At 66.5% G+C, this 16,722-nt stretch carries 12 protein-coding genes and 1 pseudogene; 6 read left to right on the top strand and 7 right to left on the bottom strand.

Features of this window, described 5'->3' with window-relative positions; genetic code table 11:
* Together BLW05_RS33105 and BLW05_RS33100 are read right to left on the bottom strand one after the other, a co-directional pair.
* The coding region (locus tag BLW05_RS33105; RefSeq protein WP_143045006.1) for an aldehyde dehydrogenase family protein at positions 1-335 on the bottom strand (335 nt) is incomplete at its 3' end.
* A gap of 42 nt (positions 336-377) precedes the next feature.
* On the bottom strand, positions 378-1,721 hold the full coding sequence (locus tag BLW05_RS33100; RefSeq protein ID WP_093168785.1) for an omega-aminotransferase AptA: 1,344 nt from the start codon (positions 1,719-1,721) through the stop codon (positions 378-380).
* A gap of 105 nt (positions 1,722-1,826) precedes the next feature.
* On the opposite strand from BLW05_RS33100, the gene BLW05_RS33095 reads away from it, so the two are divergent.
* Complete coding sequence (locus tag BLW05_RS33095; RefSeq protein ID WP_093168783.1) at positions 1,827-2,747, top strand: LysR family transcriptional regulator; 921 nt, start codon at positions 1,827-1,829, stop codon at positions 2,745-2,747.
* 3 nt (positions 2,748-2,750) lie between these two features.
* Here the strand turns inward: BLW05_RS33095 and BLW05_RS33090 are convergent, their stop codons facing one another.
* Together BLW05_RS33090 and BLW05_RS33085 are read right to left on the bottom strand one after the other, a co-directional pair.
* Positions 2,751-4,226 carry an amidase gene (locus tag BLW05_RS33090; RefSeq protein ID WP_093168781.1) on the bottom strand — a complete coding sequence of 492 codons (1,476 nt, stop codon included), beginning with the start codon at positions 4,224-4,226 and terminating at the stop codon, positions 2,751-2,753.
* A 323-nt stretch (positions 4,227-4,549) separates the two neighbouring features.
* A complete protein-coding gene (locus tag BLW05_RS33085) occupies positions 4,550-4,810 on the bottom strand; it encodes a hypothetical protein (RefSeq protein WP_093168779.1) in 261 nt (86 codons plus the stop codon).
* Positions 4,811-5,266: 456 nt separating this feature from the next.
* Here BLW05_RS33085 and BLW05_RS33080 point away from each other — a divergent pair, with 456 nt between their 5' ends.
* On the top strand, positions 5,267-7,954 hold the full coding sequence (locus tag BLW05_RS33080; protein ID WP_093168777.1) for a bifunctional acetate--CoA ligase family protein/GNAT family N-acetyltransferase: 2,688 nt from the start codon (positions 5,267-5,269) through the stop codon (positions 7,952-7,954).
* Positions 7,955-8,005: 51 nt separating this feature from the next.
* Here BLW05_RS33080 and BLW05_RS33075 read toward each other — a convergent pair whose 3' ends face one another.
* On the bottom strand, positions 8,006-8,938 hold the full coding sequence (locus tag BLW05_RS33075; protein WP_256330621.1) for a LysR substrate-binding domain-containing protein: 933 nt from the start codon (positions 8,936-8,938) through the stop codon (positions 8,006-8,008).
* A gap of 102 nt (positions 8,939-9,040) precedes the next feature.
* Here BLW05_RS33075 and BLW05_RS33070 point away from each other — a divergent pair, with 102 nt between their 5' ends.
* Together BLW05_RS33070 and BLW05_RS33065 are read left to right on the top strand one after the other, a co-directional pair.
* On the top strand, positions 9,041-10,543 hold the full coding sequence (locus BLW05_RS33070; protein WP_177142916.1) for an argininosuccinate lyase: 1,503 nt from the start codon (positions 9,041-9,043) through the stop codon (positions 10,541-10,543).
* Positions 10,540-11,499 (top strand): Bug family tripartite tricarboxylate transporter substrate binding protein, encoded by a 960-nt coding sequence (locus BLW05_RS33065; protein WP_093168773.1) that lies wholly within the window; start codon positions 10,540-10,542, stop codon positions 11,497-11,499. Before BLW05_RS33070 ends, BLW05_RS33065 begins: the two co-directional genes overlap by 4 nt.
* A gap of 47 nt (positions 11,500-11,546) precedes the next feature.
* Here BLW05_RS33065 and BLW05_RS33060 read toward each other — a convergent pair whose 3' ends face one another.
* Together BLW05_RS33060 and BLW05_RS33055 are read right to left on the bottom strand one after the other, a co-directional pair.
* Positions 11,547-12,377, bottom strand: a complete 831-nt coding sequence (locus BLW05_RS33060; RefSeq protein WP_256330620.1) for a class I SAM-dependent methyltransferase — start codon at positions 12,375-12,377, stop codon at positions 11,547-11,549.
* Between the two features lie 123 nt (positions 12,378-12,500).
* Positions 12,501-13,973, bottom strand: a complete 1,473-nt coding sequence (locus tag BLW05_RS33055) for an MDR family MFS transporter (RefSeq protein ID WP_177142919.1) — start codon at positions 13,971-13,973, stop codon at positions 12,501-12,503.
* 270 nt (positions 13,974-14,243) lie between these two features.
* On the opposite strand from BLW05_RS33055, the pseudogene BLW05_RS33050 reads away from it, so the two are divergent.
* Positions 14,244-14,540 (top strand): annotated as a pseudogene (locus BLW05_RS33050) (ABC transporter permease); the annotation flags it as partial.
* Positions 14,541-15,308: 768 nt separating this feature from the next.
* Complete coding sequence (locus BLW05_RS33045) at positions 15,309-16,715, top strand: TolC family protein (RefSeq protein WP_256330619.1); 1,407 nt, start codon at positions 15,309-15,311, stop codon at positions 16,713-16,715.
* The last annotated feature ends 7 nt before the right edge of the window (positions 16,716-16,722 follow it).

Raw genomic sequence — 16,722 nt, 5'->3', positions numbered from 1 at the left:
ATGTCGATGCCGCGCGTGACTTCGCCCTGCGCATCGGTGAAGACCTTGCCGTGCTCGGCGGTGATCAGGTGCGCGAGCTCGTCGCGGTGCTTGTTGAGCAGCTCGAGGAACTTGAACATCACGCGCGCCCGGCGGATCGGCGGCGTGTCGGCCCAGGCGGGAAACGCGGCTTGCGCGGCAGCCACGGCGGCATTCACCTGGTCGGCTGCAGCGAGGCCGGTACGGCCGGTGATCGCACCGGTCGCGGGATTGAAAACGTCCTGCGTGCGGCCGGAGCTATTGGCCACGACGCGGCCCTGGATGTAGTGGTCGATGGCGGCGATGGTGTTCTTCATGAGTGGAATTCTCGAGATCGGTCGAATGAAAGTCGGATGGGGTCAGCGCTGCTCGTTCAGCGCTTCTCCCAGGGCATTGACCAGCGCATCGATCTGCGATCGGGTGCTGACGAAGGGCGGCGCGAGCTGGATCGTGTCCCCGCCGAAGCGCACGTAGAAGCCCTTCTCCCAGCAGCGCATCGCGATCTCGAACGGCCGCCGTGCGGGTTCGCCCGGCAGGGGGTCGATCGTCAGGCCAGCCGCGAGACCGAAGTTGCGGATATCCCGCACGTGCTTCGAACCCCTGAGCTGATGCACCGCGGACTCGAAGTACGGCGCCAGCTCGCGCACCCGCGCCGGCATCTGTTCCTTCTCGAGGACGTCAAGCGTCGCGAGCCCCGCCGCACAGGCCACCGGGTGCGCGGAATAGGTGTAGCCGTGCGGAAACTCGATCGCGTAGTCGTCGCCGCCCGCGGCCATGAAGGTGTCGTGGATCTCCTTGCTCGCCACGATGCCGCCCATCGGGATCACGCCGTTGGTCACCTGCTTGGCGAAGTTGAGGATGTCCGGCGTCACGCCGAAGGCCTCCGCGCCGGACCACGCGCCGGCGCGTCCGAAGCCGGTGATGACCTCGTCGAAGATCAGGAGGATGTTGTTCTGCGTGCAGATCTCGCGCAGGCGCTTGAGGTAGCCCACCGGCGGGATCACCACGCCCGCCGAGCCCGAGAAGGGCTCGACGATCACGGCCGCGATGTTCGAGGCGTCGTGCAGCGCGATCAGGTCCAGCAGGCGGTCGGCCAGCGCCTCGCCGCCCTCGGCCGGCATGCCCTTCGCGAAGGTGCCCGGCGCCGGCTGCGTGTGGGGCAGGTGGTCGGCTTCGACGCCCTGCCCGAAGGTCTTGCGATTGCCGGCGATGCCGCCCACCGAGATGCCGCCGAAGTTCACGCCGTGGTAGCCCTTCTCGCGGCCGATCAGTCGCGTCTTGCCGGCCTGGCCCTTGGCGCGCCAGTAGGCACGGGCCAGCTTGAGCGAGGTGTCGGCCGCTTCCGAACCCGAGCCGACGAAGAACACATGATCGAGCCCCACGGGCATCTTCGAGACGATCTGCTCGGCCAGCCGGAAGGCCAGGGGATGGCCGAACTGGAACGGCGGCGCATAGTCCATCTCGGCCACCTGATGGCTCACCGCCTGCACGATCTCCGCGCGCCGATGCCCCAGGCCACAGGTCCAGAGTCCCGACAGGCCATCGAACACACGGCGGCCGCGTGCGTCGCGGTAGTAGCAGCCGTCGGCTTCGACGAGAAGCCGCGGATCCTTCTTGAACTGCCGATTGCCGGTGAAGGGCATCCAGTAGGCATTGAGCTGCTGCTCGCTGACGACGTTGCGCGGGAGGTCGCTGAGGTCCATGGGTTTGCTCGGGGGAAAAGATGGAGCGGCAAATTCTGGAGAGCCCTTCGGTTTCAGTAAACTGCCTTCATTGCCAGTTCACGTTCAAAGAACTGAAACTTATTCATGGTCAAGAAAGCGCTCCTGGGGCAGGTCAGCGACATCGACATCCGGCTCCTGCGCATCTTCAAGACGGTCGTGGCGTGCGGGGGTCTCGCCGCTGCCGAACTCGAACTCAACATCGGCCGTTCGACCATCAGCCGGCACATCAAGGAGCTCGAGGAGCGGCTCGGGCTCGTGCTGTGCCGCCGGGGCCGCGCCGGCTTTGCGCTGACGCCGGACGGCCAGCGGATCCACGAATCGGCCCTGCAGCTGCTGGGCGCGATGGAGTCATTCCGCAGCGGGGTGCACGACATGCATGCCGAACTGGTCGGCACGCTATCGGTCGGTCTGTTCGACAAGACCTCGACCAATCCAGAGGCGCGCATCAGCGAGGCGATCCGGCACTTCCGCAGACAGGCGCCGGACGTGTTGATCGACGCCTCGGTGGGCACGCTGCAGGACATCGAATCCGGCGTGATCGACGGCCGGCTCCACGTCGGCATCGTGCCCGATCACCGGCGCTCCGACAGCCTCGAATACGTCGACCTCTTCGGCGAGTCGATGTACCTCTACTGCGGACGACAACACCCGCTGTACGGCGCATCCGCCGAGCTGCCTGCGGAGGACCTCCGGGAGTACGACTACGCGGGCCTGGCCTTCCACTCGCCGAACATGGAGGCGACGCATCGCTTCCACCTGCAGCGCAAGGCCGTCGCGAGCGATCAGGAGGCGATCGTCTCGCTGATCCTGTCGGGGTGCTACCTCGGCTTCCTTCCGGACCACTACGCCGAGGGTTTCGAGAACGCGGGGCTGATCCGGCGCATTGCGTATCCGGCATGCATGTACGAGGTTCGGTTCGTCGCGATCTCGCGGCGCTCGTCCTCCGCCTCGCGGTTGGCCGCCACCTTCCTGGAAGCCCTGCAGGTCTCCCACCAGGAGCTGTGAGCTTCAGGCCGCCGTGACGTGCACGCCGGGACGGCGGCCGTCGTTCCAGCGCCCGCCCAGTGCACGCTCGATCTGCGCCGCGAGCTGCAGCAGCAGGCCGTCGTTCGCCTGCTTCGCCTGCGCGTGGATGCCGAAGGGCAGCCCGTTTTCCTGCTGCGCCATCGGCAGCGAGATCGCGGGGATGCCGCACAGGTTCGACAGCGGGGTGTAGGCGAAGAACTTCCAGAGGTTTTCGAACCAGTCCAGCACGTCGGGGTTGTCGCTGGTGGTGAGGTACTCGGTGGTTCCGACGCGCGGCGTGGGCAGCGCGGTGATCGGCGTGAGGATGATGTCCCAGTCCTCGAAGAAGGCGCCGAAGGCGCGGGCGGTGCTGTTGAACACTGCCTGCATCTGGTAGCGCTCGGCGTACGAGAGGTCCTTGCCCGCCTCCCAGATGCGGATGTTGATCGGCTCGATCAGCTCGGCCGGCGGCCGTTCGAGGCCGCGCGAGGCCAAGAGGCCGTTGATGACCTGGGCGAAGTTGCTGATGTAGCAGGTGGTCTGCGCACGGAAGGCCGCGCGCAGGTCGGCCTGCGGCAGCGCCCACGCCACACGGTGGCCCAGCCCTTCGAGGAAGCGGCCGGCCTTCTCGAGCTCGGCGGCGATGTGCGGCGTGGCGCGGTAGTCGCCCCATTCGTGCGAGAGCGCGATGCGCAGCGGCCGCGGGTCCTTGCGGATCAGCTCGCCGTAGGGCTCGGGCGCCGTCCAGTAGGGCATGAACTCGCCCGGCGCGCCGCCGCGGCAGGCATCGACGAAGGCCGCGGTGTCGCGCACCGTGCGGCTGTGGCAGCCTTGTATGGACACGTAGCCGGTGATGTCGGACAGCTTGGGCCCGATCGAGAACACGCCGCGCGAGGGCTTGAGGCCGATGTTGCCGTTGAAGCCGGCCGGGATGCGGATCGAGCCGCCGCCATCGGTGGCATGCGACATGGGCACCACGCCGGCCGCCACCATGGCCGCCGTTCCGGCGGAAGACCCGCAGGTGGTGTAGTCGGTATTCCACGGGTTGCGGGTGACGTAGAGGGCCGGGTTCTCGGCCGAGCTGCAGACGCCGAACTCCGGTGTGGTGGTGCGGCCCATCAGGTTCAGGCCCGCGCGGCGCATCTGCTGCGTGAGCCACGCGTCCTCGGTGGGACGATTGCCGCGCATGAAGAGCGAGCCCTGCTCCTGCAGCCGGCCCTTGAGCGTGGGGCCCAGGTCCTTCATCAGGAAGGGCACGCCCGCGAAGGGGCCTTGTGGGTTCAGCCCGTCCTTGAGGGGGTCGGCCACCACGTCCTCGAACACTTCGACCACGGCGCTGAGCGCCGGATTGGTCATCTCGATGCCGGCCGCCGCCTGGCGTGCCAGTTCGGCGCTGCTCACCTCGCCCTTGCGCACTCTCTCGGCCAGGCCCAGCGCATCGTGCGCGGCCCATTCGTCCCAACTCATTGCCAAAGTCATCTGATGTCCTTGTGTTTCAGTGGGAGCAGTCTGCCGCGACCTGCTCCGGCATGTCAGGACTCGTTCGCCCTCCAAGAAGATGAGTACAGCCGGGCCGCGTTCGCGGGGTCTGGGCCATCAGCGGCATCTACGACCTGGCGCCGCTGCGCGACACCACGCTCAACGATCGCCTGCGGTTGGATGCCGAGACCGCCCGGGAGATGTCGCCCATCCATCGCGTGCAAGACGTCGGTGTCTCTTCGACGCATGGTGGGCCGCGGTCGAGACCGGCGCACGCCGCGCGCCCGAACCGTCTTCTGCGGAACGATCTCTCGTCCGGCTGGCTAGGCGGTGAGGCGGCCTTCGCCCGCGCCGTTGACCTCGTCGGGCTTGGGGTGCAGGAGCGTCGCGAGGAAGCAGGCGCCCGCGCTGACCACCCAGAAGGCGAAGAAGGCGGCGGCGTACACCGCCTGACGCGACCCGCCGAGCGCATCGTTCGCCCACTGCAGCTCCATCGGGTCCACGAACGCGAACACCAGCAGTTCGAGCATGCAGGCGGCCAGGAAGGCCGGCCAGATGATCCGGAGCACTCGGTGAGCCAACATCGCCATCTCCTCTCCCGCGCGGCGGGTCAGTTGTCGTTCTGCGCATTGAACTCACTCCGGCCGGCCTTGTCGCTTCGGGTTTTTACCGTTCCGTCACCTCCGCCGGCAGCACCGATGCTGCGGCCAAGGCCCGCAGCGCCGGGATCTCATGGCTGCTGGGACACCCCGAACCATCCGACACGGGGCCCCTGAGGCGCCTCCTCCAATCCGGCGGCGACCAGGATCAGGGTCGCGATGAAGGTCGCGGCAATGAATATGAACGCCTTCATTGCAGCGCCATCCGCATGGCTGCGCCGACGTGGAGAAGATTCTTCATGGTGCCCTCCGGGCGAATGTCTGGATTCGCCAATGTTCGCCACCCGTGAGCAGGTTGACTTGCGCCAGATCAAGTCTCTGACGATGCTGGGCCGCGCTGGTTGCAGCGTGCAGGGTCCTGATGGGTGCAGACTACAGCGTATGGACAAGCACTACCTGGCACCGTTGCTCGCGCCGCAATCGATCGTGGTTTTCGCCAGTCCCGCCGGAAAAGCCGCGCCGGGCAGCCCGTCCCAGGCCCTGCGCAAAGCACTGACCGCCACCCGGTTTTCCGGCACGCTGCATTTCCTCGACATCGATACATCCGGCACGCTGGCCGACCTGGCGCAGACCCGGGCCGATCTCGCGATCATCGCGCTGCCTGCCGCCGAAATCGAGGCCGCCCTCGAAGTCGCCGGCCGCATTCGCTGCCGCGCGGCGCTGGTCATCTCGGCGGGCGTGGGCGCGGAACAGGCCGCCTCGCTGCGCCGGATCGCGCGGCGCGACGGCATCCAGCTGCTCGGGCCCAATTCGGCCGGCTTCCAGCGGCCTTCACTGCAGCTCGACGCCAGCGTTGCCGGCCCCCTCGCCAAGCAAGGACCGCTGGCGCTGGCCGCCCAGTCGGGCGCCCTGACCGCGTCGATGCTCGACTGGGCGCGACAGAACGAGGTCGGCTTCTCCAGCGTGGTTTCGCTGGGGCCGCACACCTGCGTCGACATCGCCCAGGTGCTCGATTTCTTCGCGGACGATGCCGCCAGCCACAGCATCATCGTCCACCTCGAAGGCATCTCGAATGCGCGCCACTTCATGAGTGCACTTCGCTCGGCTTCCCACGCCAAGCCGGTGATCGTGCTGAAGGCCGGCCGCAAGCCTGCCGGCAACGAGGCAGCCCATACGCACAGCGCGTCGATCGTCGGCAGCGACGAAGTGTTCGATGCCGCGCTGCGGCGGGCCGGCGCCGTCCGGGTGCGGTCCTTCGTCGAACTCTTCTCGGCGGCCAAGTGCCTGGCTTCGCGTTACCGGCCGGTCGGCCGGCGCCTGGCGATCGTCTCCAACGGCGGCGGCCCCGGCGTGCTCGCGGCGGACTGGGTCAACGAAATCGGCCTGCAGCTGGGCAAGCTGTCGGCGGCTTCGCGGCTGCGGCTCCAGCCCAAGCTCCCCGCGAATGCCTCCCTTGCCGATGTGATCGATCTGTCCGAGGAAGCGCAGCCGGCGGATTTCCGCGCAGCGATCGACGCAGCCTCGGAAGACCCGGAGATCGCAGGCGTGCTGGTGATCTTCTCGCCGAAAACAGGATGCGAGCCGGTGGCTGTTGCACAGGCGCTGGCCGCGCTCCCCCGTCCGATGAGCAAGCCCCTGCTGGCCTGCTGGATGGGCGACGCGTCCGTGTCGGCCGGCAGGACGGTGCTGGCACAGGCAGGCATCCCGAGCTTCCGGACACCCGAGGCAGCCGTCGGCGCCTTCGGCAACATCGCGACCTTCTACCGCAACCAGCAACTGCTGCAGCAGACGCCGCCACCGCTCTCGGCCCTGGCCAAGCCCGACGTCGAAGGCGCGCGGCTGCTGATCGAGAGCGTGCTGTCGGAGCGCCGCCAGGTCCTGACCGAGATGGAATCGAAGGCGCTGCTGTCCTCCTTTCACATTCCGATCACGCGCACGCTGCTCGCGCGCAGTGCCAACGAGGCGATGATGATCGCGACCCAGCTCGGGTTCCCCGTCGCCCTCAAGATCGATTCGCCGGACGTCGCCCACAAGTCGGACGTCGACGGCGTGGCGCTCAATGTCATGAATGCGGCGGGTGCGCGCGACACCTACCTGAGCATCGTGGAACGGGTGTCGCAGCTCGATCCCGGCGCGCGCATCAATGGGGTGACGGTCCAACCCATGGTGCGCGCCAGGCGCGGCCGCGAGGTCCATGTCGGGGTGGTGACGGACGATCCCTTCGGTCCCGTCATCGTCTTCGGCGCTGGCGGCACCATGATCGAGCTGATGGACGACCGCGCGATGGAATTGCCGCCGCTGAACCAGTTCCTGGCACGCAGCCTGATCGAGCGCTCCCGCGTGGCCGAGACGCTGGACGCATGGCGAGGCGCGGGTGCGGCCGACGTGGAGGCTCTCGAACATGTGCTGCTGCGCGTGTCCGAGATGGTCTGCGAGCTGCCCGAGCTGCGCGAGATGGACATCAATCCCATCATCGTGGATGAGTCGGGCTGTGTCGCCGTCGATGCCCGGGTCGTGATCGGCCGCGCTCGGTCGCCCATCGGCGGCGTAGGGACCGACTACCAGCACCTGGCGATCCTGCCTTACCCGTCGCGCTACCGCCGGGAATGGCCGCTGCGCGACGGAACGAGCTGCACGGTGCGCCCCGTGCATCCGGACGATGCGCAGATGCTTCAGGCCATGGTGCAGAAGCTCTCGCCGGAGAGCCGCTGGTTCCGCTTCGTCTCCCGCTTCCATGAGCTTCCGCCTGCGATGCTCTCGCGCTTCACGCTCATCGACTACGACCGGGAGATGGCGCTGGTCGCCGTCGTGCGGGAACGCGCTGCGTCACCGGAGGGTTCCGCGGCCGACAAGGAACGGATCGTTGCCGTCTCGCGCTACTTCAGCAACCCCGACCGGTCCACCTGCGAGTTCTCGCTGGTGGTGGCGGACGACTACAAGGGCCAAGGCCTCGGTTCACGCCTGCTCGAAAGCATCATCGAGGTGGCGCGGGACAAGGGATTGGCAGAGATTCAGGGCCTTGTCCTGTCGGAGAACGCCGAGATGCTCAAGCTCGTGCGCCGGCTGGGCTTCACGGTCAAGCCTTTCCCCGATGACCCCGAATTCAGATTGGTCACGCACGCCTTGTGAGCGCGTCACCGCTGCCGTTGATCGGTGGCCTCGCCCCTTGGAGCTGAATCCTTAGAGAAGCTGCGCATCGATCGCCTCCCGCGACCATTCGGGCGCAACCATCTGGATGAAGTCGAACGCGAACTTCTTCAGCAGGTGATCCCGTCTCAGGCTGATCATCGCGCTGGACGAAGGAAACAGATGGTCGACTGCCAAGGCGCGCAGGTCCTTGTCCAGCGCAGCGTTGAACGCCATCTTCTGAAGCACCGCAACGCCCACCCCGGCGGCGACGTAGGCCTTGATGATGCTGGCGTCCATGGCCCGCATCACGATCCAGGGCGTGATCCCGCGCCTGCGGAATTCGCCCTGGACCACCGACCCCGATGTGAAGGTGGAGTCATAGGTGATGAGGGGCCATCGCGCGATCTGCTCCATCGTCAGCTTCCCCTGCTTGCTCATTTTCAAGAGGGGGTGGCGTGGCGGCACGATGAGACACCGGTCGATGTCATAGGCCTTCACCGAGACAACGCCCTTGGGCATCGATTCCGGCAGGGTGCACAGGCCGATGTCGATCGTTCCCGCCGTCAGGCCCGTCAGGATCTGGGACGGCGGGCCCACGGTGAACTCGAGCTTCACCTGCGGATACAAGGCAAGGAATCGGCGTGTGACGTCGATCAGCGAATAGCGCGCATGGATGTGCGTTGTCCCCACGCGCAAGGTGCCTTCGCTGTCGGCGGGCAGGTCCTGCTTCAGGCGCCGGAGAGCCTGCGCATCCTGCAGGACCCGCGCACATAGCGAGAGCGCTTCCTTGCCGGGCTCGGTCAGTGCCGTCAGGCGGTTGCCGGACCGCACGAAGAGCTCGACGCCGATCTCCTTTTCGAGCGCACGAATCATCTTGCTGACGCCAGGCTGCGTCGTGTGCAGCGATTCGGCCGCGCGCGACACGCTGAAGCCGCTGTCGACCACCTGGCGCACGCATTGGAGTTGCTGGAAGGTGATCGGCAATGCTTCTCCAGTATTCCTTCAAGGCAATGAAGGCGGCCTAAATATTCATTTTACACAATGGTCTTCGACGCCAAGAATCTCGGTCATCAAGGCATTCCTCCCATGAAAAACGCGCAACCAACAGCCGAGCCCCATGACGTGAACGCGAATTTCCGCGGCGGCGGGCGCTCGGTCGAGTACCTCGACCAGATCAACAAGGCTTCCATCGTCGCGCTGGCCGAGGCGGGCATCGTTTCTGAGGACGTCGCGAGCCGTATCGCGGCGGGCATCCTCGCGCTGATCCGGTCCGAGCGGGCCGGTCCGCGGCAGTGGTCCGCCGACTACCTCGACTACGAACCGAAGCTGTTGGCCATCGTGGGCGCCGATGCCTCGCGACTGCATTGCGGCCGCAGCCGGCAGGACATCTCGGCAACCATCGCGCGCATGAATCTGCGAGGCGGCTTGATCGACGAATGCGATGCCCTCGTCCGCGTCCGACAGGCCCTGCTCTCTCTTGCCGAACAGCACACACGCACCGTCGTGCCGGCGTACACGCACGGCGTGCAGGCCCAACCCACGACCCTCGCCCACTACCTGCTGGGCATGAATGGCGCGCTGACCCGCAGCGCGTCCCGCCTGCAGGCGGCGTACGCGCACGTCAACCAAGGGCCGCTCGGTTCCGCGGCGCTGGCGACATCGAGCTTCGCGCTCGAACGCGACCGCCTCGCTTCGCTGCTGGGGTTCGATGGCCTGGTCGAGAACGCCTACGACGCGAACCATTTCGCGCCCGTCGACACCGCCCTGGAGGTGGCAGCAGCACTCGGCATCGCGGCCGTGCAGATCGGACAGTTCGCGCAGGATCTTCATGCGCAGTACGCGGCGCCGGCACCGTGGATGACCCTGCAGCGAGGCGAACTCGTGGGGGTCAGCAGCATCATGCCGCAGAAGCGCAATCCGGCCGCGCTGGAACAACTGCGCGTGCAGAGCAGCATGCTTCTGGGCGATATGCAGGCCGTATCGCTTCTGGCGCACAACGTGCGCAGCGGCATGTTCGACTACCGGGCCTACGACCCGGTGCCGAGCGCACGCGCGCTGGCGCTCTTCGAGCTCCTGCGCAAGGTCCTTGGCGGCCTCGTCGTCGACAAGGAACGCGCGCTCGCCGAAGTCCAAGCGGACTATTCGACCGCGACGGAGATCGCCGATGCATTGCTGCAGCGCGCGGATGTCCCGTTTCGTATCGGCCATCACTTCGCATCGGCACTGACAGACTACGGCCGCTCGCGCCACCTCGGCCTGCGCGAGATTCCCTACGCCGAAGCCGCGCGCATCTACGAGACCGCAGCCTCGCAGGCCTTTCCACTGGACGCGCAAGCCTTCGCCGAAGTCACGAGCCCCGAGTACATGGTCTTCGGCCGCAAGGGGAAGGGTGGCCCGCAGATCGCAGAGGTGGAGCGGATGCTTGCCCGGCAGCGCGAAGAACTCGCCGTCGATCTTGCATGGACGCAATCGCGCCGCGCCCACCTGGCGCTCGCCGAGACGCAACTCGATTCCGCCGTCGCGGCGATCGCGGATCGCGCATCGGCTTCATCCACAACCACCGCCTCGAACCCGGAGACAACATCATGAAGAGACTTCTGTCGCTGCTCGCGACGCTGGCCGTTTCGCTGTCGGCCATGGCCGCGCCCTACCCGGACAAACCGGTGCGCATCGTCGTGCCCTACTCGCCCGGCGGCGGTGGCGATGTGGTGGGCCGCCCGCTGTCGCAGGAACTGGGCAAGCAACTCGGCGGCTCGTTCTACATCGACAACCGCGGCGGCGCAGGCGGCAACATCGGCATGGAGTACGTGGCTCAGTCGCCGGCCGATGGGTACTCGGTGGTGCTCGCCCTCACCTCGCAGCTCGCCATCAACCAGGCCCTGTATCCGAAGCTGCGCTACGACGCGCTCACGGACTTCGTGCCGGTCACGCTGTTGGGGTCGGCCCCGTATTTCCTCGCAGTCAACGCATCGCTACCGGTGAAGAACCTGGCCGAGTTCATCAAGCTTGCGAAGTCGAAGCCCGGCGGCATGTCCTATGCGTCAACAGGCAACGGCAGCGGCCTGCACCTGTCGATGGAACTGCTCAAGTCGATGGCCGGGATCGATCTGGTTCACGTGCCCTACAAGGGCGGCGGCGCGGCGCTGACCGACCTGCTTTCAGGCAACGTGCAAGCGATGTTCGTGAGCTATGGGACCGGCAGCGCGCAGATCAAGGCAGGCAAGATCAGGGTTCTCGCCGTGTCGTCGAGCCAGCGCTCGCCGGCGTTGCCGGATGTCCCGACGATCGCGGAAGCCGGCGTGCCGGGCTACGAGTCCGGCGTCTGGTATGCGCTGCTTGCCCCGCACGGCACGCCGCCGGAGATCGTCAAGCGCCTGCACGACGGCTCGGTGGCCGCGCTTCAATCCAAGGAGCTGCGCGAGCGCTTCGCGTCGGATGGCGTCAAGCCGATCGGCTCGACACCCGAGGAGCTCACGAAGTACATCCTGTCCGAACGCGTCAAGTGGGCTGAAGTCGTGAAGCGATCTGGAGCGACGGTCGAATGAAAATTCACGTCGCTTGGTGGGTCCGACGACAGCGAAACGACCCTGCGTCAGGGTTTGACGAACTTGAGTACAAATTCGTCCTTTGGTTGCGGCGGATCCGGCGTGTTGCGGTCGCGTGGGTCTGAGGGATTGCGCAAGAAGTTGCCTTCGGCAACCTGCTTGAAACCAGCCTGCTCGACTTCCGCGCGCAGGAATGCTTCCTCGATGCGATGAAGCGTTCCTGATTCGGAGATGCCGGTGCCTGGGCGCCCCGAATGGTCTGCGATCACATACATTCCGCCTGGCTTCAGCGCCGCGAACACCGCACGGTTCACCGCCGCGCGGTCGACCCCCATGTGGCCGAAGTCGTGGTAATTGAACATGAGCGTGACGAGGTCGAGGCAGTTCGACGCGCAATCCGGTGGTGCCGGGTCCTCGAAGGGACGCACGATGGCGACGATGTTTCCCGCGTTCGGATTCTTTGCGCGTTCCGCCAGCGCGACCGGCGATGGTCGTGGTCCGCCGCTGGGGGCAGGAGTGGCACCCGTCGCCATCGGCATTGCTGCACCTTCGGGCTGCGCCGGCCTGCTCGCCGGCGGGCGCGGTGGGCTTTGGCCGTAGACGCGGCCGGCTGGGCCGACGGCGCGCGCGATCAACTCGGTCGTGTAGCCCCCGGCGGCGCTCAAGTCGAGGGCCGTCATTCCCGGACGTACGCCGATGAACGTCAACATCTCCTGCGGCTTGCGCCGCCTGTCGTTGACGCGGTCGGCGTCGCTGCGATCCGGGCTCGCCACGATTTCGGCGATGCGAGCGGATGACAGCGCACTCGGGTCTGGTGCAGGCGGTGGCGAGGCCATGCACGCGGCGATCGCTACGGCCACACTGGCCGCGCCGGCCATGCGGGCCACGCATTGAAGGGTGGAAAGAATTGGGCAGAGGGGCATGTCGAGGTGGACGATGCCACGTGGATCACGATTCGTCGAGCGCAATGCGCGCCGCCGTCCTGCGCAACCCGCGTTGCTTCAACGCGCCTCGACGGCCCTCACGCTCATGCCCTGGCGCGGCAGTAGCAGCGCCAGCGCCAGGATCACCCCGCTCATCGCCAGCATGACCACGAAGGTCAGGTGCAGCGACGAGCCAACAGCCAGACGCAAGCCCGCTTCGCCGATGCCGGAAACAGCGGTGCCCTGCAGCAGGTCACGCAACTGTTCCTCTGGCACCGAGATGCCGCCGTTGTGGCGGACCAGTCCGAAGTTGAAGACGGCGCCGAAAAAGGTGGCACCGAGCGCGCTGCCGAGGTTTCGGGAGAAGATGTTGGAGGCGGTGGCGCTACCGCGCTGCGCCATGGCGACCGACTCCTGAATCAGGATCAGCGAGCACAGGCTCAGCAAGCCCATTCCGAGGCCCATGAGGAAAGAGCCGATGCCGGCGGACGTTGGCGAGCCGTCCGAATGCAGGAGCGCGAAAACCGCGGCGCCGGCCGGCACCAGCATCGATCCGATCAGCATGAGCCGCCTGAGGCCTACGCGCATGAAACTGCGCGACGCGATGGTGGCACCGATCGGCCAACCGAGCATCACCATCGTGAGCGCCAGGCCGGCGACCACTGGCGACTGCCCCAGCACCACCTGCACGTACATCGGCAGGAAGCTGGTGACGCCGATCAGCGCCATGCCGGTCAGCAGCGCCGAGCCGTTGACGGTGGCGATGATGCGTCGGCTCCAGAGCTCGAACGACACCATCGGGTCGGCTACGCGGCGCTCCTGAAAAATGAACAGCACCGCGACGATGACGAAGACGCCAGCCCAGCTCCAGGCTTCCGTGGTGTGGCCGAGGCCGCTTTCCGTCAGGCAGATCATCAGCGAGGCGATGCCGGCAGTGAACAGCAGGGCGCCGGGCAGGTCTATGGAGGCTCGTCGCGTCACTGGCGCTTCGCGCAAGTAAAGCCAGAAGCCGCCGGCGGCGGCCAGCCCGATCGGCACGTTCATCCAGAAGATCCAGCTCCACGATAGCCGGGTGACGATCAGCGCTCCGAGCATCGGCCCGAGCACCGCCGAGACTGCCCACACGCTCGCCAGGTAGCCCTGCACTTTGCCGCGCTCCTGCACTGGATAGAGATCACCGACGATGGTTAACGAGACCGGCTGGATCGCGCCGGCACCGATGCCCTGGATCAGCCGGAACGCGATCATTGCCGGCATCGACCAGGCGAACCCGGCCGCAAGGGAACCGATCAGAAAAATTGCGATGCCGACGAGAATCACGGGCCTGCGGCCGTAGATGTCCGACAGCTTGCCGAAGACGACCGTCATCGCTGTCTGCGCCAGCAGGAACGAGGCGAAGACCCAGCTATAGAGGCTCAGGCCGCCGAGCTGCGAGGCGATCTGCGGCATCACGGTGGCGACGATCGTCGCCTCGATCGCAACCATGGCCATCGAGGCCATGACGGCAAGGATGACCATCGGCCGGTTGGTGGTTCTGGGAGTGCTGGAGATGGCAGACATCGGTGCAAGGCGCAGGACTTGAGGCCGCGCGCCGGAAGAAGCCGCAAGGGCTCGCGGAAGACATCCGATGCTAGCGATCCCGGCGCATTCCTGCCGGGCGCGGGCCAATCGCGCGCATCCGGAGCGCCAGCGCACCAAACCCGGCGTCGCGCACTTGAACCATGCGCTCCACTTTGGACCATTTGGTCCATCTTCATTGACGCAGATCGCATAACTCCTTGATTTTCAAACAGTCAATGCGCTGGCACGGAGCAGGCCGCGCGCAGCCTCGGCGCCTCGCCCTGGCGCGCCTTCGTGCGCGTGACGCTGCCGCTGATCAAGCCGGGCATCATCACCGGCGCGCTGTTCGCCTTCGTGATCTCCTTCGACCTGTTCAACATGTCGCTGCTGCTCAAGGGCATCGGAATGACCACGTTGCCGCTGCAGCTCTTCGACTATCTGCGCTGGGACTTCGACCCGACGGCGGCCGCGGTGTCCACGGTCAGCATCCTGCTCACGCTCGCGGTTGTGGTGTGGGTCGACCGCACCGTCGGCTTGCGCTCGCTGCGCCTCGGCTGATCCGCCTCGCGCGGACCAACGCGCGGGCGGCGGTCAGCGCCATCAGCGCAGATGAGCGCCGGGCATGTCGCGCTCGGAGGTGACGAGGTCGTAGTCGCGAAATCCGCGTTCAGATGCCCTGACGGGCGCGATGCGGGTCAGCCACCGTGGCGCTGATCTCCTCGACCACGACATCGCGGGAGAATCAACCCCCTTTTCTCTGTTTGGCGAGAAGCGTTGACCTTCCCATGGGGGCAAGGTCTAGGATCCGCTCACCGGGCTGAAGAGTTCGGCTTTTTTTGAATTTGTTCGCTGTGAAGTCCCTTCGCGTCTGGCTCCTGGTCCTGCTGGCATTCGCGCTCCCGATGCGGGGTGCAATGGCTGCGGCCATGCTCTGCGCGGCCGAATCGGGACAACTTCACGCGCCAGTTGTCTCTGCCGGCCTTCACGACCATGCCGACTCCGGCAGCCAGAGCGCGTTTCACTCCCACGCGGAGCACGACCACGCCTCCAGCCACGCGCACGATGTCAGCGACAAATGCAGCGCCTGCGCTTCCTGCTGCTCCGCAACTGCGCCGATTGCCGCAACCTTCACGCTGCCTCAGGCCCCGCCGGCGGCAGCACGATTCCCTTCCCACCCTGTGCCGGCCGCTGAATTCCTTTCGGACGGCCAGGAGCGTCCACCCCGAAGCATCTGACCCATTGAGGCCTCCCCGTGAGGCCTGATGGCGCTCGTGCACACGCATGGGCATCGGCCGACGAGTGTCGGCGATTCAGATTGCTTCGGAAGTGAAGAACAAAACCTTCTGGCTGGCCACAGCCACATCCGCGCTCCTGGCAGGCTGCGCTTCGTTTTCAGAGGACGGCGGCTTCGACAAGGTCTCCGATCTCACGAAGGAACGGACCGGTCAAGCCGTCGCCATGCAGCGCACGGACAGCGACCGCCGCGCCGCCCAGGACCGGGTCGCAGAACGCCTCAGGCAACCGCTCACGGCCGATGCTGCTGTCGAAATCGCACTGCTGAACAACCGGGGGCTGCAAGCGAAGTTCGGCGAGATGGGTATCAGCGAGGCTGACTTCGTCCGCGCCGGCCGGCTTCCCAATCCGGTATTCAGTTTCGGCCGCCTCTCGGGCGGGGGCGACGTCGAAATCGACCGGGCCGTGCTGTTCAACGTGCTCGGACTTCTCACGATGCCGGTCGCCTCGGAGCTCGGCCAGCGGCGGTTCGAGCAGGCTCAATACCAGGCGGCATCGGACGCCGTGGGTCTGTCCGCCGACGTGCGCCGCGCGTACTTCGATGCGGTCTCGGCGCAGGAACTGGTCAAGTACTACAAGCAGGTCAAGGAAACCGCCGACGTATCGAACGAGCTCGCGAAGCGCATGCTGCAGGCCGGCAATTTCAGCAAGCTCACGCAGATGCGCGAGCAGGCGTTCCATGCCGACGCAACCGCGCAGCTCGCACGCGCACAGCATCAGGCGACGGCGGACAGGGAGCGGCTGACCCGGCTTCTCGGGCTATCCGGCGAGCAGGTGGGCTTCCGTCTCCCCGAGCGTTTGCCAGATCTTCCCAAACAGCCCACCGAACCCGGCGATGCAGAGCGCATCGCCCTGGAAAAGCGTCTGGACGTACTCATGGCAAGGCGCAATACCGAAGCAACGGCCAGGTCGCTCGGCCTGACCAAGGCGACGCGATTCGTGAACGTGCTCGAGGTCGGCTATCAGAACAAGAGCGAGACCGGCCGCCCCCGGTCGAACGGCTACGAAATCGAGCTCGAGTTGCCGCTCTTCGATTTCGGTTCCACACGTGCAGCCCGCGCGGAAGCGACCTACATGCAGGCGGTTCATCGCACCGCCGAAGTGGCCGTGAACGCGCGGTCGGAAGTGCGCGAGTCGTACTCGGCCTACATGACGGCCTACGAGTTGGCCAGGCACTACCGCGACGAGGTGGTTCCGCTTCGCAAGCGCATCTCCGAAGAGAACCTGCTTCGGTACAACGGCATGCTGATCGGCGTGTTCGAGCTCCTGGCAGACGCCCGGGAACAGGTCGCGGGCGTCACGGGATACGTGCAGGCGCTGCGCGACTTCTGGGTCGCCGACACCAACCTGCAGACCGCGCTCACCGGCGGCTCGCCGGGCGCTTCGCCCCTTTCCCGACCGTCGGCCAGTGAAAGCAGCTCGCTTTCCGCGGGCCACTGAGGAGGAC

The organism is Variovorax sp. YR216, from assembly GCF_900107745.1.
GTDB lineage: Bacteria > Pseudomonadota > Gammaproteobacteria > Burkholderiales > Burkholderiaceae_C > Variovorax.
Note: the sequence above shows the minus strand (reverse complement) of the source record. Positions and strands in the feature narration are given on the sequence as shown.

What these genes read in the sequence shown, in the direction of transcription:
- BLW05_RS33100 (WP_093168785.1), bottom strand. Translation starts at nt 1,721, where the DNA reads ATGGACCTCAGCGACCTCCCGCGCAACGTCGTCAGCGAGCAGCAGCTC.
- BLW05_RS33090 (WP_093168781.1), bottom strand. Translation starts at nt 4,226, where the DNA reads ATGACTTTGGCAATGAGTTGGGACGAATGGGCCGCGCACGATGCGCTG.
- BLW05_RS33070 (WP_177142916.1), top strand. Translation starts at nt 9,041, where the DNA reads ATGAAAAACGCGCAACCAACAGCCGAGCCCCATGACGTGAACGCGAAT.
- BLW05_RS33095 (WP_093168783.1), top strand. Translation starts at nt 1,827, where the DNA reads ATGGTCAAGAAAGCGCTCCTGGGGCAGGTCAGCGACATCGACATCCGG.
- BLW05_RS33080 (WP_093168777.1), top strand. Translation starts at nt 5,267, where the DNA reads ATGGACAAGCACTACCTGGCACCGTTGCTCGCGCCGCAATCGATCGTG.
- BLW05_RS33065 (WP_093168773.1), top strand. Translation starts at nt 10,540, where the DNA reads ATGAAGAGACTTCTGTCGCTGCTCGCGACGCTGGCCGTTTCGCTGTCG.
- BLW05_RS33060 (WP_256330620.1), bottom strand. Translation starts at nt 12,377, where the DNA reads ATGGCCGGCGCGGCCAGTGTGGCCGTAGCGATCGCCGCGTGCATGGCC.
- BLW05_RS33085 (WP_093168779.1), bottom strand. Translation starts at nt 4,810, where the DNA reads ATGTTGGCTCACCGAGTGCTCCGGATCATCTGGCCGGCCTTCCTGGCC.